This is a genomic window from Actinoplanes campanulatus (assembly GCF_014647795.1).
Lineage (GTDB): Bacteria > Actinomycetota > Actinomycetes > Mycobacteriales > Micromonosporaceae > Actinoplanes > Actinoplanes campanulatus.
The window spans coordinates 21384-44054 of the sequence record NZ_BMPW01000026.1; the positions used below are offsets into that span (position 1 = coordinate 21384).

Sequence of the window (22671 nt, forward strand, 5' to 3'; positions counted from 1 at the left end):
GACCGGCGGGCCGATCCGGACCGTGGGATTGAAACAGGTTTCGATGGGGTAGAGCCGCCCCATGACGACCATCACCGATGCCGGGACCACGCAGCTCGTTCTCGCCGCCGTGCTCGGCATCGCGGCCGTCGTCCTGCTGATCGCCTGGGCCAAATGGCATCCGTTCCTGGCCCTGATCTCCGGCGCCGGCGTCCTCGGCCTGGCCGCGGGCGCTGCGCCGGAGGCGGTCGTCGACTCGTTCACCGCCGGGCTCGGCACCACGGCCGGCGGCGTCGGCGTGCTCATCGCGCTCGGCTCGATGATCGGCGCGCTGCTGGCCGAATCCGGGGGCGCCGACGGCATCGTGACCCGGATCGTCAACGGCGTCTCCGGGGCCGCGCTGCCATGGGCCATGGCCGGTGTCGCCGCGCTCATCGGGCTACCGCTGTTCTTCGAGGTCGGCGTCGTGCTCCTGGTGCCGATCGTGCTGCTCGTCGCACGGCGGACCGATGTCGGTCTGCTCCGTCTCGGCATCCCGGCCCTGGCCGGACTGTCGGTGCTGCACGGGCTCGTGCCACCGCACCCCGGACCGCTGGTCGCCATCGAGAGCCTCCAGGCCGACCTGGGCCTCACCCTGCTGCTCGGCCTGATCTGCGCGATCCCCACGGTGATCGTCGCCGGCCCGGTCTTCGGCAACTTCATCGCCAAGCGGGTCCCGCTGCCGGTGCCCGCGCTGCTCGCCGCCCCCTCTTCTTCCGACCGCCCCGCCTCCGGCCCCACCGGCGGGCAGGACTTCGTCGACCGCGGCGATCTCGCCAACCCGAACGCTCCCGGCGAACTCGTCGACGACCAGGTCGGCCCACGCCGCAACCCCGGCTTCTGGGCCGCGATCCTGACCGTTCTGCTCCCGGTCATGCTGATGCTGGCCCGCGGCATCGCCGAACTGCTCCTCCCCGAGGGATCCGCCCTGCGCGACGCCCTGGAGGTCCTCGGCGAACCGGTCGTCGCCCTGCTCGCCGGGGTCTTCGTCGCGATGTACGCCCTTGGCAAACGGGCCGGCTTCGACCGTAAAGAGACATCCGCGGTGCTCGGCGGCGCCCTCCCGCCGATCGCCGGCATCCTGCTGATCGTCGCGGCGGGCGGTGGCTTCAAACAGGTCCTGGTGGACGCCGGAGTCGGCAACGTGATCGCCGACGCGGCGCGCGACGCGAACATCAACGCCCTGCTGCTCGGCTTCCTGGTGGCCGTCGGCATCCGGGTCGCCACCGGTTCGGCCACGGTCGCCACGATCACCGCGGCCGGCATCGTCGCCCCACTCGCCACCACCCTCGACCGCACCGACGTCTCGCTGCTCGCCCTCGCGATCGGCGCCGGCTCACTCTTCTTCTCGCATGTCAACGACGCCGGCTTCTGGATGGTCAAGGAGTACTTCGGCATGACCGTCGGCCAGACCATCAAGACCTGGTCGGTCATGGAGACCATCATCTCGGTGGTCGGTTTCGCATGCGTCATGTCGCTGTCGCTGCTTCTTTGAAAACCTTTCTCCGGTACGGCTACCCGAACCCGCCGTAGCAGACCCGCGAGGCGCTGCAGCTCCAGACCATGCCGCGCCCGCCGGGCGTGAGTGGGTGGTCACCCTTACCCGCACAAACGTCCAGTCAACTGCCGACGTCGTCCGGCCGCCCCGCAGCCTGTCCCGCCACAGTCGAGACGGCGCTGACCCTGCTGTTCAACCGGTCGGTCCCCTGTCCGTTCCTCCGGCTCGTGTGCGCCGACCAGCGCACACATAGCGGTGTCCGTGGTCGCCCGCCCTTGTTGTTGCGCCGACCAGCGCACACGTATCGGTTTCCGTGGTCGCCCGGCCGCGTGATGGCGGCAGGCCGGGCACACGGACGGCGCGACGTGAGCGCCCACCGGGCCGGAAGCGCGGGCGGCGGATGGCAGGGGGCAATTGACCAGCGGGGTCAGCACTCGGCGCCAGCCGACCGTTTCCGGCTGGTCGTGGGTGTCTCGAGCGCCCCGAAACAGCTCCAGGGCCAGCCGGGCAAGATCGGCCATGGTGTACAGCCTCCCGAGATCGGACACGCCGCATCATGTCTGCGGGGTGTCGGCATCGTGCTTGCCGGGCTGGGGGAGCGGGCAACGGCATCGTGTTTGCCGGGCGGGTGAGTGGGCGCTGACATCGTGCTCGGCCGGATGCGGACAGGCTGCCCACATGGTGCCCGGTTCCCGAATCGATGGGAGCAGCCGGATGGCACTCGGGTGCGGCGAGCCCCGCGGCGATCGGCCCGCGGACCTGTGACGGTACGGCGGAGTGAAATTTGCAAGATCATCACTATGATCGGCGGCCATGGGGAGCACCTATCAGACCGTGCTGGCCACCGGTGACCTGGACGGTGTCCGTAGAGCGCTGGCCGAGTCCCGGCAGAAAGCCGTGATCATCCCGGTAGCCGAGCGGCGCTGGGCGGTGATCCCTCGCGGCGAGAGCGGCTACGCCGAGACCGCGACCCTGGCCCGGCTCATGAGCCTGCGTGCCGGTGAGTACGCTGCTCGGTTCGAGATGTACGACTCCGACGCCCTGCTCGTGGAGATCCTGCACCGCGGGGCGACCGTCCACGACTACGTCTCCGAGCAGCGATTCGTCATCGAGGACTGGGATGACGACGACAACGAGATCCTGGTCGACCTGCGTGGCAACGTCTACCACGACCTGGAGGACGTGCCGCGCGGCCCATTTGGCGCCGAGCCATCGGCGTTCGCCCCGCTCGGCGTCGGCACCATCGACCTTGCCGGACTGGACGCCGCTCTACGCGGTCCACAGTTGATGGCCGAGTCGCAACATCACGACGCGATGCATGCTCTCAATGTTGATCCTCGTCCACTGCAGATGACATATGAGCAGGCCCGCAAGTCACGTCTCGGCGTCTGAGCGGTCGACCGGGCCGGGCGGCGGCGGATACGACGGCAACGGCGGCGCGGTGGTGCCGGGCGGCGGATATGGCGGCAAGGGCGGCGCGGTGGTGCGGGGCGGCGGATACGGTGGCCAGGCCGTTGAGGTGGTGCCGGGTGGCGGATACGGCGGCCAGGCCGTTGGGGTGGCGCCGGGCGGACGATGGAAGAAGGCACGCGACGACGGCCGCAGCACCAACACCACGGCTCCGCCCTGCACGGCCATCGATGTGGCGAGCACCAGCCAGGCGAGCGCGGGACCGGACGGACTCTGCACAGCCAGGCCGGCGCACCACGCGGAGAGAAGGGGCAGCGCCGCCGTCGCGATGTGCGCTCCCGGAAAGCCGGACCAGACGGCCATCGCCGCGGCCGCGAACAACGGCATGGTGACCAGCCCACCGCAGATCCATATGTTTCCGGGAAACCCGTCATAAACCATGCCGCCGACAGAGCACAGGGTCAGTTGCAGTACCGCGCAGAGCCAGAGGAGTAGCGCCGCGACGATCACGCTGCCGGGCCGGGCGGACACAGGAGGATTTGACACGGCCGGACCGTAACCGCGTTCCGCCCGGCGGTGGCGTCTCCACATGACCCCTGCCCGGAACCTCCACGACTCCTTCACCGGCAGCCGCACACCTATGAAGGAGAAGCGGCTCCCGACCGGGAACCGGCAGGTCCGTTTCGGACGACTACGCGCTGTGGTCGACCTTGTCCGGCTGGTCGTGGACGCTGTTTCGGAGCGTTCGAGACAGCACTGACCCCGCTGATCGATTGCCCCGCTGCATCCACCGCCCGTGCTGTCCGGCCCGGCGGGCGCTCACGTCGCGCCGTCCGTGCGCCCGGCCTGCCGCTATGACGCGGGCGGGCGACCACGGAACCCGCTACGTGTGCGCTGGTCGGCGCACACGAGCCGGCGGGACGGACAGAGGATCGATTGACCAGCGAGGTCAGCACTGGCAGCCAGCGGGAACTGTTGGGCTGGCGCTGAGTGTCGTCTCGACGGTGCTGGGCAGCGCCCACGACCAGCCGGACGTGACCGGTCAGCGGGCCTCGGGGTCGGGGCCGTTGACCGCGCGGCCGCCGTCGACCGGGAGGACCGCGCCGTTGATGAAGCCGGCGGCCGGGGAGAGCAGGAACGCGACGGCGGCCGCGACCTCGCCGGGTGTGCCGACCCGGCCCAGCGGGTGCAGTGCGGCCATCTGGGCGTCGGCTTCCGGGTGTTCGGCGCGGTACGCCTCGTACCGTGCCGTGGTGATCGAGCCGAGCGCGACCGCGTTGGCGCGGATGCCGTCCGGACCGTGGTCGACGGCGACCGCCCGGGTCAGGCCCTCGATCGCGGCCTTCGCCGTGGCGTAGGCGAGCGCGCCGCGAACCGGGCGCTGTGCCTGGTGTGACGAGACGTTGACGATCGCGCCCGGACGGCCGTGGGTGCGGAAGTGGTTGACGGCGGTGTGGCAGCCGGTCACCGCCAGGGCGAGGTTCGCGGTGATCAGGTCGAGGACGCGCGGAACCGGATCGGACGCCAGCCCGGCGTCGTGGAAGACCGCCGCGTTGTTGACCCAGCCGGCCAGCGGGCCGGTGGCCTCGGCGGTGACGGCCGCCTGCCGCGCCGCCGAGGGGTCGGTGGCGTCGCCGGATACCAGCGTGACCCGGTCGTGCTGCCAGTCGAGCCGGCCGGCGACGTCCAGGACGACCACGTGACCGTCGGCGGCCAGGCGTTCGGCGACGGCCCGGCCGACGCCCTGAGCCGCCCCGGTCACCACGTAGGAGAAGGACATGTCGCCATCCTGCCGCGGGAAGAGGCTCCGGCCTGGATTCGGACATCAGGCATTGGCGGTGCGGAGATCGTCACCCGAGAGAGTCACTACAGGCAAATAAATTTTGTACGCGTAAAGCACTACAACTGCCTGAAAGTCCGTTTCTCTATACCGTATTGTCGGGATGATGTGTTTCCAATATGTTTCGTGGCTAATGTTTCTTTGCGGGCGCTTCGTCGGGAAGCTTAGTATTAGGACAAATCGGACCCCAATCCAGAAAGGTTCATGGGTCAACATGAAGCACTTCTCTCGTAAGGCCTTCGCCGTCGCCGCTCTCGCCGCCGGTGCCCTGATGCTCGCTCCGGCCGCCGCTCAGGCGGGTGGCCACCCGGGTGGGGTTGACATCGACCAGGACACCAAGTGCGTCGGTCACGCCGACACCCAGAACGCTCTGGTCGGCCTGCAGAACGTCGACGTCCAGGCGCTGAGCGGTCTCGGCATCCTGGGCCAGGGCACCGCCAACCAGAACGACATCTTCTCTTGCGCCCCGAGCATCTTCTGAGCAAGTGACACCGTCACTCGCTGGGTGAAATAGGCGGTACGGCCCCCACCATTCGGTGGGGGCCGTTTCGTGTTTCCGGCCGGGCGCAAAGGCCAGGGTGACCACCGCATCAGCCCGGTGGGCGCGTCGCGGCCGGAATGGGGCAGACGCTCGCGTGGAGCCGGCGGGACGGGGTGGATTCGGCGGGGACTGCGCACGCCGTACCGGAAAAGGGGTCTGTGAGCCGGAGCCGTGTGAACCGTTTGCGGGGTCCGATCCGATGATGGGTTGTGACCAGCACGCGCGGGCCCGCCCCGACGGACGCCGACCTGTTGACCCGCATCGCGGGCGGCGACCGGAGCGCGTTCGAGGCGTTCTACCGGCGTCACGCGGCGTGGCTGGTGCTGCGCCTGCGCTACCGCTGTCTCGACGACGCCCTCGTCGACGACGTGGTGCAGGAGACCTTCCTGGCCGTCTGGCGGGGCACGGCCAGGTACCGGGATCCGGGCGGTGACGTGGCCGGATGGCTGTGGCGGATCGGTTCCCGCCGACTGATCGACTCACTGCGGGGGCACGGGGCCCGGCAGCGGTTGACCGGCCTGCTGGCCCGGCGCCGGTCCACCGAGGAGCCCTCCGCCGAGGAACAGGTGCTGGTCGGTGTGGAACACGGCGACCTCGGTGGCGCGCTCGCCCGGCTCTCCCCGGAACTGCGCGCGGTGGTGCAGGCGACCGTCCTGGACGGGCTCACCACCGCGGAGGCCGCCGTGCTGCTCGGCATCCCCGCGGGCACCGTCAAGACCAGAGCCATGCGGGCCCGCCGGCAGCTGCGCCAGGAGCTGGCGTGATCGACGAGGGGAGGGCGGCCATGGAGTCGTGGCATCTGCCGGACGAGGAACTGCGGCGGTACGGGGAGCGGACACTGGCGCCACCCGTCCTCTGGTCGGTCGAGGCGCACCTGACGGCCTGCGCGCACTGCCGGCACCGGCTCGCCGCCGGGCAGCCGGCCGTGCTGCGGGACGGCTGGGAGCGGCTGGACGCCGAACTGGACGCGCCCGTCCCGGGAGCGGTCGAGCGCCTGCTGACCCGGGCCGGCGTGGCCGGGCACACCGCCCGGCTGCTCGCCGCGACCCCGGTGCTGCGACTGTCCTGGCTGGCCGCCGTGGTGTCGACGCTGGCGCTCACGGCGGTGCTGGCCGCCGTCCTGCATCCGGTGGTCTTCCTGGCGGCGGCGCCGCTGCTGCCGGTCTGCGGGGTCGCGCTGTCGTTCGGGCCGCGCGCCGATCCGACGTACGAGATCGCCGTGGTCGCCCCGATGCACACGTTCCGGCTGCTTTTGCTGCGCTGCGTGGCCGTGCTGTCGGCGACCACCGCGCTCAGCGCGGTGGCGAGTCTCGCGGTGCCCGACATCGGCCTGGCCGCCCTCGGCTGGTTTCTGCCGGCACTGACGCTGACGCTGCTCAGTCTCGCGCTGACCGCCCGGCTCGGCCCGGTCCTCGCCGCCGCCTGCGTGGGCCTCGGCTGGATCGCGGTGGTGGTGTCCACCCGGGGCGCCGGCGCCACCGGCTCGACCGTCTTCGTCCCGGCCGGGCAGCTCGCGTCGGCGGTCGCCGCCGTGCTGGCCGCCGTCGTCCTCGCCCGGATCCACCGGGCGTTCGAATCCCCCAGGAGGTTCCGGTGACCGTCGCCGCGGCCACGTCCGTGGTCCACGCGTCCGGCCTGACCCTGCGGTACGGCCGCACCGCCGCACTGACCGATGTGTCCTTCACGCTGTACGACGGCGTGACCGGCCTGCTCGGCCCGAACGGCGCGGGCAAGACGACGCTGCTGCGGATCGTCGCCACCGCGCTCCCGCCCGACCAGGGCACGCTCAGCGTCCTGGGCAACGACCCGCGCACCCCCGCCGGCCGGCTCGCCGTGCGGCGCCGCCTCGGCTACCTGCCGCAGGATCCCGGCTTCCATCCGGGTTTCACCGCGTTCGAGTTCGTCGACTACGTGGCGATCCTCAAGGAGCTGACCGACCGTCGCGCCCGCCATCAGGAGGTGAGCCGGGTGCTGGACGCGGTCGGGCTTTCCGGTCAGCGCGGGCGGAGGATCAGGGCGCTGTCCGGCGGGATGCGGCAGCGGGTGGCGCTGGCCGCGGCGCTGGCCGGCGACCCGGACCTGCTCGTCCTCGACGAACCGACCGTGGGCCTCGACCCCGAGCAGCGGCTGCGGTTCCGGGAGGTGATCGCGGAGCTGGGCGAGGGCCGCTCGGTGCTGCTGTCCACCCACCAGACCGAGGAGGTGATGGCGCTCTGCCAGCGGGTGGTCGTGCTGGACGGGGGCACGGTCCGGTTCGAGGGCACCCCGGCGGATCTCGCCGCGCACGCCCGGGGGCGGGTGTGGACCAGCGGCGCCCGGGTGGCCGGGGCGCTCGCGTCCTGGCGGGCCGGCGACGGGCGCTACCGCAACGTCGGCGACCCGCCGGCCGGCGCCGAGCTGCTCGAACCCACCGTCGAGGACGGCTATCTGATGCTCGTCGACACGCCGGCTCGTGAGGAGACCGGGCGATGACGGCCGCACTGGCCGAACGCCCGGCCCCTACCGCGCCACGGCCGGGCGATCCGCGCCGCGCCATGCTGGCCCTCGCCCGGACCGAGGGGGTACGGCTCCTGCGTCATCCGGCGGTGATCGCCGGGCTGCTGCTCTTCACCGGCCCGGAGATCTACCGGTGGCTGACCGGCCGGGCCAACCGGTTCCCGGTCCTCTCAGACGAGGACTGGTCGACGCAGTTCCTCGCCCTGCTGGTGCTGGGCGGCGGCGCGCTGATCGCGGCCAACCTCGCGGCGTTGCGCGCCGACCGGCACGCCACCACCGGGCTGTACGACACCCTCGTACTGCCGCCCGCGTGGCGGACCGGCGCCTTCCTGCTGGCCGTGCTGCCGTTCACGGTCCTGGTCGCGGTGCTGACCGCCACCCGGATCGCGCTGCTGGCCGCGCTGCCCGGCTCGGCCGGCCGCCCCGACCCCGCCGAGCTGGCCCTGCATCCCGCCGTGGTGCTGCTGTTCGGCGCGGCCGGGGTGCTGCTGGCGGGGCTGGTCCGTACCGTGATCGTGGCGCCTCTGTTGTTGCTGGCCGCGGCCGTCGCCGTCTATGCCGCCGGGCTGTCGTCGCTGCCGGGTCACGTGCGCTGGCTGCTACCGGTCGCCCTGGAGCAGCCGCCGATGCCGGTGCCGGTCGCGCTGACGTCCCGGCCGTCCGGCCGGCACCTGGCGTACGTCGCCGGTTTGATCGCCTTGGTGGCGCTGGCCGCGCTGGTCGCCGCGGGTGCCCGGAACCGCCGCCTCGTGATGGCCGGCGCGGCCGCCCTGTCCGTCACCGCCGGGGCCGGAGCGGCCCAGTACCTGCCGGTCAGCGACGCCGTCCGGGACGCCCGGGCCACCGCCGCCGAGCGTCCCGCCGAGATGCAGGACTGCCGCTCGATCGGCTCGGTTACCTACTGCGCGTTCGGCGGCTTCGAACCCTGGACCGGCGGCTGGGACGCGGTGGTGCGCGGGGTGCTCCGCGCGGTGCCGGCCGAGGCGGCCGGGCAGCCGTTCGTCATCCGGCAACGGGTGTCCACCGACGACCGGATGCTCGACGGCCGGGTGGTGACCGCGGAGGAGCAGGCCGCCGCGGCGGCGGAGTGGCAGCGGATCGAGCCCGGCGCGGTCACGGTGGGCACACGGTGGGGCGACGGCCGGTCCGAGATGTCGCTGGCCGGCCTGGTCGCGTACCAGGTCGTCACCCATGAGTCAGCGCCCGCGCACATCCCGGTCTGCGGCGCTCGCGGCGTGCTGGTCGCCTGGCTCGCCGGGCAGGCGACCCCGGCGACCGCCGCCGGCCTGCGCGCGGTCGACGCCACCAGTTGGGGCGGAGTGCCGTTCGGCGACATGCAGTTCCCGGTGGGCTTCTCGGTGCCGGACCGCGAGATGGCGGCGGCATCGGCGCTGCTCCGGCGCCCGCCCGGGGACGTCGCCACGACGGTCGCGCGCTCCTGGGCCGAACTGACCGCCGCGGGCACCTCCGCCGACCGGGCCGGTGAGCTGCTCGGCGTCCCCGTCCCGCCGCTGCCGCCCGTCGAGGAGCGGACTCGATGCGACGGATGAGCGTACGGGCCCTGCCGCTGCTGGTGCTCCCGGCCGCGCGGGCCACACCGTGGACGGCGTTCCTGGCCGCGGCCGGTGTGGGGCTGGCGATCGTCGCCGTGCCCGCCGTCTTCCGGGTCGAACTGACCGTCGAGGATCTCGTGGGCCTGCTGCGCGCCGCCGCGGTCTGCGGTGCGCTCGGCCTGGCGTTCCTCCTGGACGACCCGGCCGCGCGCACCATCGCGACGGTGCCCACCCCGCGCCCGCTCCGGTACGCCGCCCGGGCCGGCGTGATCCTCCCCGCGGCGGCGGCCTGGTGGGCTCTCGTCCTGACGATCACCGGTCACGGCGCCCTCCTGCCGCTGGGCGGCGTCACGGTGGAGGCGGCCGCGCTCGGCGCGGTGGCGCTGGCGGTGGGCGCCGTTCGCCTACGCTCCGGCGACAACGGCGGCATCGTGGCGGCCCCCGCCGTGCTGGTCCTGGTGGTCGCGGCGAGCCGGATCCCGCCGCATCTGGCCCTCTACGTGCCACCCGGCGACGAACGCTGGGCCGCCGCCCATCATCGCTGGGCCGCCCTGCTTGCGGCGGCCGTCCTGGTATCGGTGTGGGCGGCGGTGGAGCCGGTCCGGGCACGGTCCTCAATGATGACCGAAATCGATTAGAAGATCTTTTCAGGGTACGGCCGAAGCGTTTCCGAGAGCATTTCACGCATTGAATGCCTTGATAGCCTGTGATCTGAGCCGAGTGGGATTCGTTTCACTGCGCGGGGGTGATCGGCTATGAGCGAGGAAATGCACGGTGCGGTGTTCGGTGGTCCACTCGAACGGCTGCGCCAAGCCGCCCGGATCGACCTGCCACGCCTGGTGGACGAGTATGCGCAGATCCGCAACGCGTGTGAGACCACCTCGGGCTACGACGACCGGCTCGACCGGCCCGGCTACTTCGGGCCACCGGCTTTCCAGGGCAGCTGGACACGACTGCGCGACATCGTTTGGAGCGCCGCCGGTGAGACCAGCGACAACCTGTGGGAACTGTCGCAGGGCCTCGAAGCCGCGCTCAACCGTTTCCTTCACGAGGACGACACCGCGGCGCGCGAGATGGACGAGATCCGTGACCGTCTGCAAGGCGACAGGTCCCCGGGCAATGACGAGTGGACGGTCGGCCACGACAGCGGCGAATACCCGAGGTGACGATGGCGGATTTTCCGAAGAGTCTCGAGTTCGCGATCAGCGGCCTCGTCAACACGCTCGTCAACAAGGTCATGACCCGGGCGGGTGACGCCGACGCGCTCGAGGAACTCGTCCAGGTCACCGGAGTCCCGTACGTCAGCGACGTCACGATTCGCGACTACGCCACCCGGAAGGCCGAGGAGATCTGGGGTCCCTACATGGAGCTTCCCCCACCCTCCTCGTTCGACGGAGCGATCGAGGCCCTCCGAGGCGCGCACCAGCGGCTCACCAACACCGGGGTCACCAGCATCGAGGACGCCGAGCTGTTCAGCCTCGGCGCACTGGTGCCGGACTTCATGGCGGACTTCCGTAGCAATCAGGCCGGCTGGCGCGGCCGGACCATCGACGCCGTCCGCAGCGGCTACCTCGACCGGTGGGGAGGGATGGTGTTCCTCCAGGCCAACACCATCGCGCTCCTGTGGCTGGTGCTGCGGGGATACCAGGAGCAGGTCAGGCAGGCGCAGAACGACGTGGTCAAACTCGTCGAGCTCGCCGAGGAGGTCATCGCGGCGTACGACCCGCAGTCGCTGTGCGGCTCGACCGAGAGCAAGAACCTGACCTTCAACATCGCCATCGGTGTGCTGGGCGTCCTGTCCGCGGGCGCCGGGGCGGCCGGGATGGCCGTCGCCGGCGTGGTCGCGGCTGTCGGTGCGGCCGGCCTCGGCGTGGCCAAGGACATGTACGAGCCGGATGCGCCCCGGGACGCGGACATCGGGGGCGACAGTGTCGCCGCGATCTGGCAGAGCATCCTTGACGCGACCGAGAAACTCCGCCTCCAATTCAGCGCATCGGAGAGGGAACTGCACGACATCATCAACGGATTCCACAACAGGGTCGTCAGCGGAAGCATTCTCCTCGGAACGTCCGGAGCAGGGGTGAGACAGACCGTGCCGGCGCTGGAAGCGTTCCGGTCGAAGCCGTTGGGTGTGGGTGTCAGCAACCTGGAACGGCCGCGGATGGGTTCGGACAATCCTGACCCGGCCCATTCGCCGGAGTACTGATCCGCACCCGCATCGGAAGGGAGGAACCATGGCCACCATCGCGGACGACCTCAACGCGATAGTCGTCAGGGCGAGTTCACCCGATGGGCGCATCGAAGGGGAGGTGGAGTCCCTGCGGCACATCACGCTGCGGTTCGTGCACGACAGCTATGAGGGGTACTACCGGGACCGTGACGCCGTGACGCTGGCGCATCAACTCGGGCGCGGGGCGACGTTGATGGCCGCGGCATACCAGAGAGCGCGGCGGGTGGTCATGCGCGCGCACAGCTTCGAGCGGTACAGCGAGCTGAGCCCGCCGTTCTCGCCGCGGCACCGGGACTACCTGGAGCGGGGTGCGAGACTCACCGCGCACGGAAGCTCGCCGGATGGGGAGATCGTGGTGACGACGGTCGGTCTCCTCGACTTCCACGTCAGCATCGCGCCCGACGTGCTGGAACGCCACGACGAGCGGGAGTTTCTCCAACTCGCCGACCGCGCGATGAGGGACTTGCAGGTCGGCCATCAGCAGGCGCACACCGAGCTGCGGCACGAGATGTATCTGAAATACAGGGACAGGGAACGGTGAATCACACCCCGCGACTGCCACGACGGCGCCTGCTCGCGGCCGCGCTCGGTGCGGCCGGACTCGCGGCAGCCGCCGCCTGCACCGGCCCGCCGGAGAACAACGACCCGCCCGGGCCGTCGTCCAGTCCCGGCCCGGCGATGCTTCGCGACGACATCGTCGACGGAGTCACCATCGACGAGCGGGGATTCGCGACCTTCCCCGTACCGAACGGTGACGCCGCGAGGCGCATCGTCGGCGCGGCGGCGGTCTTCCGGAACGGTACGGACCAGCCGATCAGGGTCCATGTCCGTTTTCAGTTCGTGGACGGCGCGGGGCGGGGGTGGCGTTCCGAGGACCTGAACGACTGGCAGGCGATCGTCAATGCGGGCTGGGCCTACCTGCCGGCGGGGCAGGCCGTCGAACTCGGGGGCATTCTGCAGGTCGGCGCGGAAGAGGCCGGCCGGGTCGCGCGGATCGTGCTGGACGTGACCGGGGAGGGGATACCGCCGCCGCGGTCCGTGTTGCTGCCGGCGAGGATCGACGCGGTGCAGCACCGGCCCACCCCGAAGGACGAGTGGGACTACGTCTCGTTCGACGTGGACAACCCCACCGCCGGTTTCGAGGAGCCGAACTACGGCCTGGTGTACCGGTCCACCGACGGGCGTCTGATCGGCGGATGGTTCGTCGACCGCGCCCACTGGTGGGACATCGAGTCGGCGCTGCCGAAGGGCGAGAGCGACGAGTACCCCCGGGGCATCAGCCGCCACACGCTGCCCACGTGGCTGCCGCCGGACATCCAGCCGAGTGGCGTGACCATGTACGTGTGGCCGCGATAGCTGCTCGCCCACGGCGAGCGTCTGGGCTTCGACAGCGCCTGAGGAACCGCTGGGCTGGCCGTCCGCTGTCGGTGCAGGTGGAACACCGGCACGTCCTGGCTGACATCCCGAGGAGTTGGCGCCGCCGGCCACCGTGGTCTCGACGTGCCGTTGCGGGTGCGGCCGGGCGAGCCACCGATCGAGCGGCCGCAAGACAGCTCAGTGGGGTTTGGCCTGGTAGCCGTGGATGTCGGAGTCCGGAGTGTCGGCGCGGCGGCACACCTCGCGGACGATGGCGTCGACGGCCGTGCGTTCGGTGACGCCGTCGGCCCGGAGCAGGGGGACCGCCCAGTCGCAGCCGGCGAGGGCGAGATGTTCCTCCCATCCGGGCCAGGCGAGCAGGTCCGTCAGCCGCAGTGTGGTGGCGCCACCCATCTCGCCGTGGCCACCGTTGATGGACTCCCCGATCAGGAATGGGTGCGTGCCGAACGGGACGAGCTCGAAATAGTAGACGTGGTGGGTGGGGTGTTGCGGGGTCGGGGCCTGGTTCCGGTAGGCGACCCGCATGAACTGCCGATCCCGTTCCGGCCCGGTCAGCGGGATCGACGCGGCGAACAGATAGGTGGCGTCCAGCGTCACGTCGCCGGCCCAGTGCACCGCCCCGGAATCGACCGTGAGGTGCCGGAAGAACTCCGGGTGGGCGAAGACCGTCCAGTCGGTCCCGGGGTGGTCCCGGACGAGCCGGTCCCGCGAACAGTCGAAGAGCCGGACGTCGCCGGATCCGAACTCGAGGGCGAGCTTCGCCCGGTCGGCGGGCACGGCCCGGATCAGCGGGGGCACCGGCCCGGCTGCCCGGTTCAGGGAAGGCTCTGCCACGCTCATGGTCGCCATTCAACACGAGGAGGAACAGAGCGAGAGATGTCCTGCGAGCGGCACGGGACGGCGATGGCGGCTCGTCGCTCAGCGGGGAGAACCGAGACCGGGTCTCTGGTCAGGGTGCTCGAAATAGAACCTGAGTGCCTGGTAAGCAGGCACCGCATTGGCACCGAGCCACGAGGTGCGGGCGACCAGGAAGGGCAGGAGACCTCCCTCGAAGGCATGGAGGCGTCCGGTCTGGCGGTGTTCGCGGGTGCCGTCCATGGGCAGCGCCTTGACGGTGATCCACGGGTTAGGGCCCTCGCGGGCCTGGACGTCGACGACCGCGTGAGCGCCTTCGACTTCGGCGTTCCGCCGCGTTCCGTCAGGTACTCCTTGATGGCGGCTTCGGACTCCGTCTTGAGTGCCTCGCTCGCCTTTCGCAGTTTGCTGACGTGCTGTGCGGCGAACCCGCCGATGACGCCTTCGTTGACGAACCCGGCTGCGACGAGGACCGGCTTCTTCCGGAGGTCGTCCAGTGCGTTGTTCAGTGTGTCCCGGCCGAAGGCGCGGATGTCGTGAGCCCAGTTCGCCTGTGCCTCTGCCTGGGCGTAGGTATTGATCTTGGCCGCGCACCCAGCGGATCTTGTTCTCGATGGCCCAGTGCTCGCGGATCCAGTCGGCCAACTGTGCCGGTTTCGCCTGGTGAACGAGGAGATCGGTGATGGCGTAGACGGTTCCGGTGGTGAAGCGGCGTGGCTGGTCGAGGCGGCGTCTGCGGCGGCGGATCTGTAATGCCTGAGCGGCGTGCGGGACGTCGGTGAAAGCCTGGCCCGGGACGGCGACCGGCGGCGGTGCGCCAGCGCGCCGAATGGCGCCACGGTATCTTTGGGCCGACAGCCGAGCATCATGCGGGAGGTGTGTATGACTGCCGAGATGGTCGCGCCGGCCTGGATGCATGAGCAGGTGACGGCTGAGCGATACGCGACGTGGACAGAAGAGCAGTGCGCCGGTATCGAGATCGTGGATGGGATGGTCCTCGTGAGCCCGAGCGCCTCCAAGCGGCACAATCGCCTGGCCAGACTTCTGGCCAACGCCCTGGATGCTGCTGCGGGCCCGGATTGGAACGCTGACACCGACTTCGATGTCCGGCTCCAGGATGTGCCGTTGAACAACCGTCGTCCTGACGTGACGGTCTACCGGGCGGAGACCATCGACGTCACTCCGACCCGACCCGAGCATGTGCTTCTCGTCGTCGAGGTGGTCTCGCCAGGTTCGGAGACGACTGACCGGATCGTCAAGACTGATCAGTATGCGAAAGCCGGTATCCAGTTCTATTGGCGAGTCGAGCAGGCCGTGACTGGTGTGCCTCTCGTCTACACCTACATCCTCGACCCGGCGGCGGGACGTTACCGCGATGGCGATGTCTTCACCGGCGTCGTGAAGTCGTCCGCGCCCTTCTCCATCGAAATCGATCTCGGTCAACTCTGATTCTCTGCTCTGAGCGCCCATGCATCTACGAACTGGTGCCCGGACGCGCAGGAAGCCCCGAGGTAAGTTCGAAGCGATCCGGCTTCTCAGCCGGTTGGGTGCCACAACCGCGAGCCGCCACCCAATCAGGGGTGGCGGCTCGTCGCGCTATCGCGGCGGTGCCGCCGAAAACGAGCGCTGCCCGCGGCTCGGCAGGGGTAGAACCTCTGTTACGCGTTGAGTTTGTCGCGCCAGGCGAGGAAGTCGCGGAGGTCGGTGAGGTCGGGCTTCGGGCCGCCGGTGTGGATGGTGAAGAGGCGGGCGCCCAGCTCGTACATCTCGTCGCGGTTTTCGGTGTTGCCCATGACGGAGATCTCGATCTCGGCGGGGTCGCGGCCGATGTCGGCGCAGTGCTGCCCGAGGATGCCGAGTTTGCGCTCCAACGTCGACGGGTCGGAGAAGCTGTGCCAGATGTCGGCGTGTTTCGCCGTGAGGCGCAGGGTCTTCTTCTCGCCGCCGCCGCCGATCAGCACCGGGATGTCGCGGGTCGGCTTCGGGTTCAGCTTCTCCCAGCGGGACTCGATGCGGGGCAGGGAGACGGCCAGGTCGTCGAGGCGGCTTCCGGCGGTGCCGAACTCGTAGCCGTACTCGGTGTAGTCGCGTTCGAACCAGCCCGAGCCGATGCCGAGGATCAGGCGGCCGTCGGAGATGTGGTCGACGGTGCGGGCCATGTCGGCGAGCAGTTCGGGGTTGCGGTAGCTGTTGCAGGCGACGAGAGCGCCGATCTCCACCCGGCTGGTGGACTCGGCCCAGGCGGCGAGCATGGTCCAGCACTCGAAGTGCAGACCGTCCGGCTCGCCGCTGAGCGGATAGAAGTGGTCCCAGTTGAACAGGACGTCCAGCCCCAGGTCCTCGGCCTCGGAGGCGGTGCGGCGGATGGTGGCGTAGTCCATGTGTTGCGGCTGAAGTTGCAGCCCGATGCGAACCGGCCTATCGATCATGTGACCGAGCCTACGTGGGCTTGCCGCCGATGGTGGTGAACCCGGCCGGGCCCGCCTGCCGGCCGGGTGACGGGCCGGGTCAGCAGTGGGACAGACTGAAGTTGAAGAGGGTGTCGACGTCGCCCTCGGTGGTGTTCATCGACATCGTGCTGAGGCCGGTCGAGGTTCCCGGGTCGATGCGCAGCTCGGTGTTGACGTTGAGGACGCTCTGCGAGCCGCACTCCGCGTAGGTGAGCACCGGCGCGACGTCCCAGGTGGTCCAGAGACCGTTCAGCGGTCCGGCGAACGCGGCGTCCTTGCGCTGGGTCGCGGAGGAGCCCTGCCAGTAGTAGCTGGTGCGCTGGAGTGCGGTCGCGCCGGACCGGAGGCTCGCCTTGCCGCGGTAGTTGGCGGAGGCGATCGCGATGGTCCAGCCGTCCGGGATGGTCACCAGGACGCCGAGCTGGCAGTTCTTGCGGCGGTCGATGAGGGCGGCGCCGTCGCCGGCCTCGGCCACGAAGTCCCGGTACCTGACCCGGAATCCGGTGTCGTCGCCGTTGCTCACGACCGAGGCGGTGCCGGGCGCGCATCCGGAGCCGCTGCTGGCGATCACCTCCACGGTGATCGCGGCCGCGGCCGCGGCGTGGGCGGGCGTGCCGAGGGGAAGCGCGAGAGCGGTGACCAGCACGGCCGCCATCACGCGATTGCTGTTCTTCATGGACTTTCCTCCGGGGGGAACGGGGCATGCTTTCTGGAACCATTCCAGAACGACGGTCATCGCGTCCGCGACCACCGTAGTGGTGCACCCGAGGCATTTACAAGTATGAATTGCTATTGATCTCGGCAGGGGCAAAAACCGCCTATAGGGGTGAAATTTCGGGGGCTTTGCGACGTTTGCGAGCTTAAGAAATCATCTCACAACGATTGACTTCCATTGATTTTCATCAATAGCTTCAGCTCGATCCGTTCCCGATCCCGAAGGGGATGAAAAATGAAAAGGTTGTTAACCCGCGGTTGTGCGGTGCTGGCGCTCCTGGCGTCGTCGCTGCTCGTCGCGACACCGGCCTCGGCGATCATCGTCATCGTCGACCCGCCGCCCGCCGGCGAGATGTCCATCGAGCTGGTCGCCATGGCCGGCTCGGGCTGCGCCCCGGGCACCGCCGACGTGGCGATCTCGCCGGACAACTCCGCGTTCACCGCGATCTACAGCGCCTATCTGGCGCAGGCGGGCCCCGGCGTGCCGGTCACCGAGAATCGCAAGAACTGCCAGCTCAACGTGCTGGTCCACGCGCCGGCCGGCTTCACCTTCGCGATCGCCAAGGTGGATTACCGCGGCTACGGGTACCTCCAGCCCGGCGCGATCGCGCAGCAGCGGGCCAACTACTACTTCCAGGGCATGACGGCCGGCAGCTACGCCAACCACGCGATCGCGGCGCCGCTGGACGACAACTGGATCGCCACCGACCAGGTGCCGATCGCCTCGCAGGTCTTCCGGCCCTGTGGTGAGCAGCGGAATCTCAACATCAACACCGAGCTGCGGGTCACCAAGGGCACCTCGACCGACGTCAGCTACCTGACGATGGACTCCACCGACGGCAGCATCGAGACGATCTACCACTTCTCGTGGATGCGGTGTAACAACAAGTGAACGAAGGGGTGGCGATGGCGGCTCGCGCCGCCATCGCTACTCGAGACACGTGCCGTCGAGCCTCTGGCCGATGGTGGCGAACTCGCCGGTCAGGAACGCCTCCGGGTCGGTCTGCCGGGAGCCCTCGGCGAGGGCGGCGGCGATCTCGCCGGCGGCGGCCCGCTGGGCGGGGTCGGTGCTCTGCTCGCCGGCGGTCGTCACCTGGCTCGCCATGTCGGCGAACGTCCGCTGCAACCCGGCGGCGTCGTCGTTCGCGGTGTGCTCGGCCAGCCGGACCGCGCCCTCGGTGAGGATCTTGTAGACCGTGCTGCACACGTACTTCGGCTGACCCGCCGAGGCGGACGGCACCGGCGCGATGCTGACCGGGGCGGGCAGGGATCCGGCCGGGACCTCGATCTCGATCCCGTCGCATCCGGCGGCGGCGCCGGCCAGGACCGCGATCAGGGCGGTGGCCACGGCCGTGCGGCGACGTTGCGGCACTGGATTCCCCTCCTTCGATGGCGTACGCCGGAGCATAGTGCCCGCCGTGACTTTTGCGGATCTCGGAAGTTAGCTCTGACGTGGTCAATATCCCCAAAAACGGCAAAAAGGTGGTACGCCGTGCGATGATCACCGGCCTCGCGACGGTTCTCGTCGCGGTCGGTGGCACGGCGTTCGCGGAGATCGTCTCGTCCCGGCCGGCGACGTCCCCCTCGTTCAACGGCCCCGTCTACGCGGTCGCCTACCACGGCGACACCGTCTACGTCGGCGGCAACTTCACCACCGCCTCGGTCAACGGGCGCACCGAACAGCGGACCCGGCTGGCCGCCTTCGACGCGAACACCGGCGCGCTGCGCGACTGGAAACCCGCCGCCGACGCCAACGTGCGCGCGCTCGCCGTCGGTGACGGAGTGGTCTACGCGGCCGGCGACTTCGACACGGTCAACGGTGAGTCGCGGGACGCGGTGGCCGGCATCGGCGAGACGGACGGGCAGGTCACGCAGCTCCGGCACACCGTCGTGGGGCAGCCGAACGCGATCGCCGCCGGGCACGGCCGCATCTACCTGGGCGGCCGGATCACCGCCGTGGACGGTCAGCCGCGCCGCAACCTGGCGGCCTTCACCGCCGCCGACGGGACGCTGGACGCGTGGGCGCCGACCACCGACGACACGGTCAACGCGCTCGCCGTCACCGACGACCGGGTCTATCTGGGCGGAAGCTTCCATCGTACGAACGACGTGCGCTCGACACTGCGGCTGACCGCCGTGGACCCGGACACCGGCGTGCTCGACCGGAGTTTCGCGCCGAAGCCGGTGTCGCAGGTGTTCGCGCTGGCCACCCACACCGACGGGGTGTACGCGGCGCTCGGCGGCCAGGGTGGGCGGGCGGTGTCGTACACCCGGGAGGGGCAGACCCGCTGGACCCGGGTGTTCGACGGCGACGCCCAGGCGATCACCCAGCTCTCCGAGGTGATCTACGTGGGCGGGCACTTCGACAAGGCGTGCACCACCACCAACAACGGGGTGCGGGGCATCTGCACCGACGGCTCGGTGGTCCGCGGCAAACTGGCCGCGATCGACCGGGAGGGCAACCTGCTCGAATGGGCGCCGCAGGCCAACGGGATCGTCGGCACCCGGCAGCTGGCGGCCAGCGCCCGGCTCGCCTCGGTCAGCGCGGTCGGCGACTTCACCCAGGTGGACGGGGTGAGCCGGAAACGGTACGCCGAGTTCACCGGGGTCATGCCGCGGACGGAGAGGGCGGCCACGGACGACGTGGCGGCGTACAACTTCGACACCACCATCGCGGACGGCACCTTCGACGACGGCTCCGGGCACGGCCACCTGCTGCGCGCGGTCACCCGTAACGGCGGGGCGCCGCGGATGGTGCCGCACGGGAGCGGCCAGGCGCTGGGTTTCCCGGCCAGGTGTGCCGACGAGAGCTGCCCGCGCCTGGTCCTGCAGGCCGGCGACACCGCGGATCTCAACCCCGGGACCAGACCTCTGCGGTACGGGGCGGGCGTGCTGTTGTCGCCTTCGGAGACCGGCGGGGGCGAGAACATCCTCCAGAAGGGCTACTCGAACGGCGGCGGCCAGTACAAGCTCCAGGTCGACGGCCAGTCCGGCAAGCCGAGCTGCGGCATCAGCGACCGGACCGGCACGACGGTGTACGTGGCTCGCAGCCGGACCTCGGTGGCCGACGGCCGCTGGCACAGCTTGGAGTGCCGCCGCACCGGCCCCACGCTGGCGATCGTGGTCGACGACCGTCTGGAGACGGTGACCGCCGTCCCGGACACCCTGTCGGTGGAGACCAGCCAGCCGTTCACCGTCGGAGGCAAGGGCGTGGGCCAGAACAACGACCAGTTCCACGGCACCCTGGACGACGTCTGGGTCCAAATCGGCCTCGGCTGACGAAGGCAAAAGGCGCTTCAAGCGATCTTCTTGAAGCGCCCAGGAGCACTTCAAGTGGGTTGTCTTGAAGTGCGACGTTTTCAGTTTTCCGCCGCGGGGCTAGCAGAGCCCGCCGCGGGGCTAGCAGAGCCCGCCGCGGGGCTGGCAGAGCCCGCCGCGGGGCTAGCAACGTGTGCCGGTCGGAGGGCCGGCACACGCTGCTTTACCACTCACGCGCCGCCGAGGGGGAGGCCTGCGGCGGCGGGGGTTCCGTGCCGTCCGGTCCGGGGAGAGCGGGCCGGGATCACGCCGGCGAGGACGGCACCGGCGCATCCCGCATGACCGGGCGGCGCAGAATCGAAGGTCATCGTTGCAGCGATGTTGCGGTGATGCAACAGTCTGTTTCTACTTGTTTCAAATCCGGTTCGGCAGCCGGGTGGCGACGAGAGCGCCGACCGCGAGGATCGCCGCTCCGGTGAACACCGCGGGCACCACGCCGTCGACGAAGTCCTGGGCGCTCGCGAAACCGCCCTGGCTGCTGAAGACGGAGGAGAGCGTGGCCACCCCGGCCGCCACCCCGAACTCCCGGATCGTGTTGTTCGCGCCCGAGGCCACCCCGCGCTGCTGTTCGCCGACACTGGCCAGGGTGACCGTGCTGATCGGCGCGAAGGTCAGGCCCATGCCGATGCCGCCCAGCACGAACGCGCCGATGAACCGGGCGTACCCGGCGTCGGTGGTGGTGGCCAGCCCGATCCAGAGGATGCCGGCGGCCAGGAGCACCTGCCCCGCCACGATCAGGTTGCGCAGCCCGATGCGGGACCCGAAGATGCCGGCCAGCGGGGCGACCACCATCGGGGCCGCGGTCCACGGCAGCGTCCGCAGACCGGACTCCAGCGGGGTGAGGCCCTGCACCACCTGGAAGTACTGGGCGAGCAGGAAGACCGAGCCGAACGCGCCCGCCGAGAAGGTCAGGGTCACCACGTTGACCAGGCTGAACGACCGGGACTTGAACAGGCTCAACGGCAGCATGGGCGTACGATTGCGGCTCTGCCAGAAGAGGAACCCGGCGAGAAGCGCGACGCCGGCGCTCAGCATGAGTGGCACCCGGCCGCTGGTCCACCCGCGTTCCGGGCCGTCGACGATGCCCCAGATGAGCAGCAGCATGCCGCTCGCCGACAGCAGCAGGCCGAACGGGTCGAGCCGGCGGGCGCCGCCGTAGGACTCGCCGAGCACGAAGGCGGCCAGCGCCAGGGCGACCACGCCGATCGGCACGTTGACCCAGAAGATCCAGTTCCAGGTGAGGCCGTCGACGACCGCGCCGCCGATGACCGGGCCGAGCGCGACGCCGAGGCCGGTGATGCCGCCCCAGATGCCGACCGCGGCATTGCGGAACCGGTCCGGTACGGCGGCGGCCAGCAGGGTGAGCGACAGTGGCGCGATCATGGCGCCGCCGATGCCCTGCACGGCCCGGGAGGCGGTGAGCTGCCACGGTTCGACGGAGAGCGCGGCCCCGGCCGAGGCCAGGGTGAACAGGGCGATGCCGGCCAGGTACATCCGGCGACGGCCCAGCCGGTCGCCGAGCGCCGCCGCGGTGAGCAGGAACGCCGCGAAGGGCAGGGTGTACGCGTTCACGAACCACTGGAGGTCCGAGATGGACGCGCCCAGCTCGGTGCGGATGACCGGGAGCGCGGTGCTGACGACCAGGTTGTCGAGGGCGCCCATGAAGGCCGGGATGCCGACGGCGGCGATCACCAGGCCCAGCGGGCGGGTCTTGGCTGTTCTTGCGGTGCCGAGGGTGGCGGTGGCCACGAACTTCCCCCTAGAAGTTGTTATCCACTGATAACTAAGCACGGTAAGCATCGACTGATAACCTGTCAACGTGACCCGGATCCGTCTCACTGCTCAGGAACGCCACGCTCAACTGGTGGCGGCCGCCGTCACCGCCTTCGCGCGGGGCGGCTACGCCGGCACCACCACCGACCAGGTGGCCCGCATCGCCGGCGTCTCCCAGCCGTACGTGATCCGGATCTTCGGCACGAAGCAGGAGCTGTTCCTGGCCACCATGTGGCACGCGTCCGACCGGGTGCAGCGGATCTGGCGGGAGGCGGCCGCCGTCGATCCCACGCTGCCCGGGCTGGGCAAGGCGTTCAAGGCGCTGCTGGCCGAGCGGGACCTGCTGGTCGTGCTGCTGCACGCGTTCACGACCGGGTCCGACCCGGGGCTCGGTGATGCCGTCCGCCAGTGCTACGGCGACATGTTCATGCTGGTCCGCGAGCTGACCGGGGCGACCGCCGAGCAGGCACGGGACTTCTTCGCCAGCGGCATGCTGATCACCGTGCTCGGGGCGATGCGGGTGCTGGGTCCGGACGCGGTGCCGCCCCAGCCGTGGATGACCGACCTGCTGGGCACCCTGCCCTACGACCAGGAGTGA

Annotated in this window: 23 protein-coding genes; 16 read left to right on the forward strand and 7 right to left on the reverse strand. The window is 70.3% G+C overall.

Translation table 11 applies throughout. The features are described 5' to 3' along the window. The first annotated feature begins 61 nt into the window (after window positions 1-61). The gene (locus IEZ13_RS38335; protein ID WP_183222257.1) at window positions 62-1513 is read left to right on the forward strand and encodes a GntP family permease; all 1452 of its coding nucleotides are present in this window, start codon (window positions 62-64) and stop codon (window positions 1511-1513) included. An 816-nt stretch (window positions 1514-2329) separates the two neighbouring features. Continuing rightward, a complete protein-coding gene (locus tag IEZ13_RS38340; protein WP_183222258.1) occupies window positions 2330-2908 on the forward strand; it encodes a hypothetical protein in 579 nt (192 codons plus the stop codon). Here the strand turns inward: IEZ13_RS38340 and IEZ13_RS38345 are convergent. Together IEZ13_RS38345 and IEZ13_RS38350 are read right to left on the reverse strand one after the other, a co-directional pair. After that, complete coding sequence (locus IEZ13_RS38345) at window positions 2891-3457, reverse strand: hypothetical protein (protein WP_183222259.1); 567 nt, start codon at window positions 3455-3457, stop codon at window positions 2891-2893. The genes IEZ13_RS38340 and IEZ13_RS38345 overlap by 18 nt on opposite strands. 511 nt (window positions 3458-3968) lie before the next feature. Beyond that, a complete protein-coding gene (locus IEZ13_RS38350) occupies window positions 3969-4706 on the reverse strand; it encodes an SDR family NAD(P)-dependent oxidoreductase (protein WP_183222260.1) in 738 nt (245 codons plus the stop codon). Between the two features lie 274 nt (window positions 4707-4980). Between IEZ13_RS38350 and IEZ13_RS38355 the strand changes: the two genes are divergently transcribed. The 10 genes from IEZ13_RS38355 (at window position 4981) to IEZ13_RS38400 (ending at window position 12942) form a co-directional block, all read left to right on the forward strand. Next, the gene (locus IEZ13_RS38355; protein WP_183222261.1) at window positions 4981-5247 is read left to right on the forward strand and encodes a hypothetical protein; all 267 of its coding nucleotides are present in this window, start codon (window positions 4981-4983) and stop codon (window positions 5245-5247) included. A 269-nt stretch (window positions 5248-5516) separates the two neighbouring features. Further along, window positions 5517-6071, forward strand: a complete 555-nt coding sequence (locus tag IEZ13_RS38360) for an RNA polymerase sigma factor (RefSeq protein ID WP_183222262.1) — start codon at window positions 5517-5519, stop codon at window positions 6069-6071. Beyond that, entirely contained in the window at window positions 6068-6904 is an 837-nt protein-coding gene (locus IEZ13_RS38365) for a cupin domain-containing protein (RefSeq protein WP_203833839.1), read from the forward strand. Before IEZ13_RS38360 ends, IEZ13_RS38365 begins: the two co-directional genes overlap by 4 nt. Next, complete coding sequence (locus IEZ13_RS38370) at window positions 6901-7779, forward strand: ATP-binding cassette domain-containing protein (RefSeq protein WP_183222263.1); 879 nt, start codon at window positions 6901-6903, stop codon at window positions 7777-7779. The genes IEZ13_RS38365 and IEZ13_RS38370 overlap by 4 nt, the downstream gene beginning before the upstream one ends. After that, the gene (locus IEZ13_RS38375) at window positions 7776-9353 is read left to right on the forward strand and encodes a hypothetical protein (RefSeq protein WP_183222264.1); all 1578 of its coding nucleotides are present in this window, start codon (window positions 7776-7778) and stop codon (window positions 9351-9353) included. Before IEZ13_RS38370 ends, IEZ13_RS38375 begins: the two co-directional genes overlap by 4 nt. Continuing rightward, window positions 9341-9994, forward strand: a complete 654-nt coding sequence (locus IEZ13_RS38380; RefSeq protein ID WP_183222265.1) for an ABC transporter — start codon at window positions 9341-9343, stop codon at window positions 9992-9994. Before IEZ13_RS38375 ends, IEZ13_RS38380 begins: the two co-directional genes overlap by 13 nt. A 117-nt stretch (window positions 9995-10111) precedes the next feature. Then, window positions 10112-10522, forward strand: coding sequence for a hypothetical protein (locus tag IEZ13_RS38385; protein ID WP_183222266.1), 411 nt, complete (start codon window positions 10112-10114; stop codon window positions 10520-10522). A 2-nt stretch (window positions 10523-10524) separates the two neighbouring features. Continuing rightward, window positions 10525-11562 (forward strand): hypothetical protein, encoded by a 1038-nt coding sequence (locus tag IEZ13_RS38390; protein ID WP_183222267.1) that lies wholly within the window; start codon window positions 10525-10527, stop codon window positions 11560-11562. 28 nt (window positions 11563-11590) lie between these two features. Beyond that, the gene (locus tag IEZ13_RS38395) at window positions 11591-12127 is read left to right on the forward strand and encodes a hypothetical protein (protein ID WP_183222268.1); all 537 of its coding nucleotides are present in this window, start codon (window positions 11591-11593) and stop codon (window positions 12125-12127) included. Continuing rightward, window positions 12124-12942, forward strand: a complete 819-nt coding sequence (locus IEZ13_RS38400; protein ID WP_183222269.1) for a hypothetical protein — start codon at window positions 12124-12126, stop codon at window positions 12940-12942. The genes IEZ13_RS38395 and IEZ13_RS38400 overlap by 4 nt, the downstream gene beginning before the upstream one ends. A gap of 198 nt (window positions 12943-13140) precedes the next feature. Here IEZ13_RS38400 and IEZ13_RS38405 read toward each other — a convergent pair whose 3' ends face one another. Then, complete coding sequence (locus tag IEZ13_RS38405) at window positions 13141-13803, reverse strand: hypothetical protein (RefSeq protein WP_183222270.1); 663 nt, start codon at window positions 13801-13803, stop codon at window positions 13141-13143. An 897-nt stretch (window positions 13804-14700) separates the two neighbouring features. Between IEZ13_RS38405 and IEZ13_RS38410 the strand changes: the two genes are divergently transcribed. Further along, entirely contained in the window at window positions 14701-15267 is a 567-nt protein-coding gene (locus IEZ13_RS38410; protein WP_183222271.1) for a Uma2 family endonuclease, read from the forward strand. A gap of 209 nt (window positions 15268-15476) precedes the next feature. Here IEZ13_RS38410 and IEZ13_RS38415 read toward each other — a convergent pair whose 3' ends face one another. Next, complete coding sequence (locus IEZ13_RS38415; protein WP_183222272.1) at window positions 15477-16247, reverse strand: LLM class F420-dependent oxidoreductase; 771 nt, start codon at window positions 16245-16247, stop codon at window positions 15477-15479. A 79-nt stretch (window positions 16248-16326) separates the two neighbouring features. Continuing rightward, window positions 16327-16944: a DUF4360 domain-containing protein gene (locus IEZ13_RS38420; RefSeq protein WP_229795565.1), complete on the reverse strand. Its 618-nt coding sequence runs from the start codon at window positions 16942-16944 to the stop codon at window positions 16327-16329. A gap of 273 nt (window positions 16945-17217) precedes the next feature. On the opposite strand from IEZ13_RS38420, the gene IEZ13_RS38425 reads away from it, so the two are divergent. Further along, window positions 17218-17874: a DUF4360 domain-containing protein gene (locus IEZ13_RS38425; RefSeq protein ID WP_183222273.1), complete on the forward strand. Its 657-nt coding sequence runs from the start codon at window positions 17218-17220 to the stop codon at window positions 17872-17874. 36 nt (window positions 17875-17910) lie between these two features. On the opposite strand, the gene IEZ13_RS38430 is transcribed toward IEZ13_RS38425, so the two are convergent. Next, window positions 17911-18354 (reverse strand): hypothetical protein, encoded by a 444-nt coding sequence (locus IEZ13_RS38430; protein WP_229795567.1) that lies wholly within the window; start codon window positions 18352-18354, stop codon window positions 17911-17913. A 125-nt stretch (window positions 18355-18479) separates the two neighbouring features. Between IEZ13_RS38430 and IEZ13_RS38435 the strand changes: the two genes are divergently transcribed. Next, entirely contained in the window at window positions 18480-20261 is a 1782-nt protein-coding gene (locus IEZ13_RS38435) for a LamG domain-containing protein (RefSeq protein WP_183222275.1), read from the forward strand. Window positions 20262-20654: 393 nt separating this feature from the next. On the opposite strand, the gene IEZ13_RS38440 is transcribed toward IEZ13_RS38435, so the two are convergent. Then, a complete protein-coding gene (locus IEZ13_RS38440; protein ID WP_229795569.1) occupies window positions 20655-22049 on the reverse strand; it encodes a DHA2 family efflux MFS transporter permease subunit in 1395 nt (464 codons plus the stop codon). Between the two features lie 70 nt (window positions 22050-22119). Between IEZ13_RS38440 and IEZ13_RS38445 the strand changes: the two genes are divergently transcribed. Then, complete coding sequence (locus IEZ13_RS38445) at window positions 22120-22671, forward strand: TetR/AcrR family transcriptional regulator (protein WP_183222277.1); 552 nt, start codon at window positions 22120-22122, stop codon at window positions 22669-22671.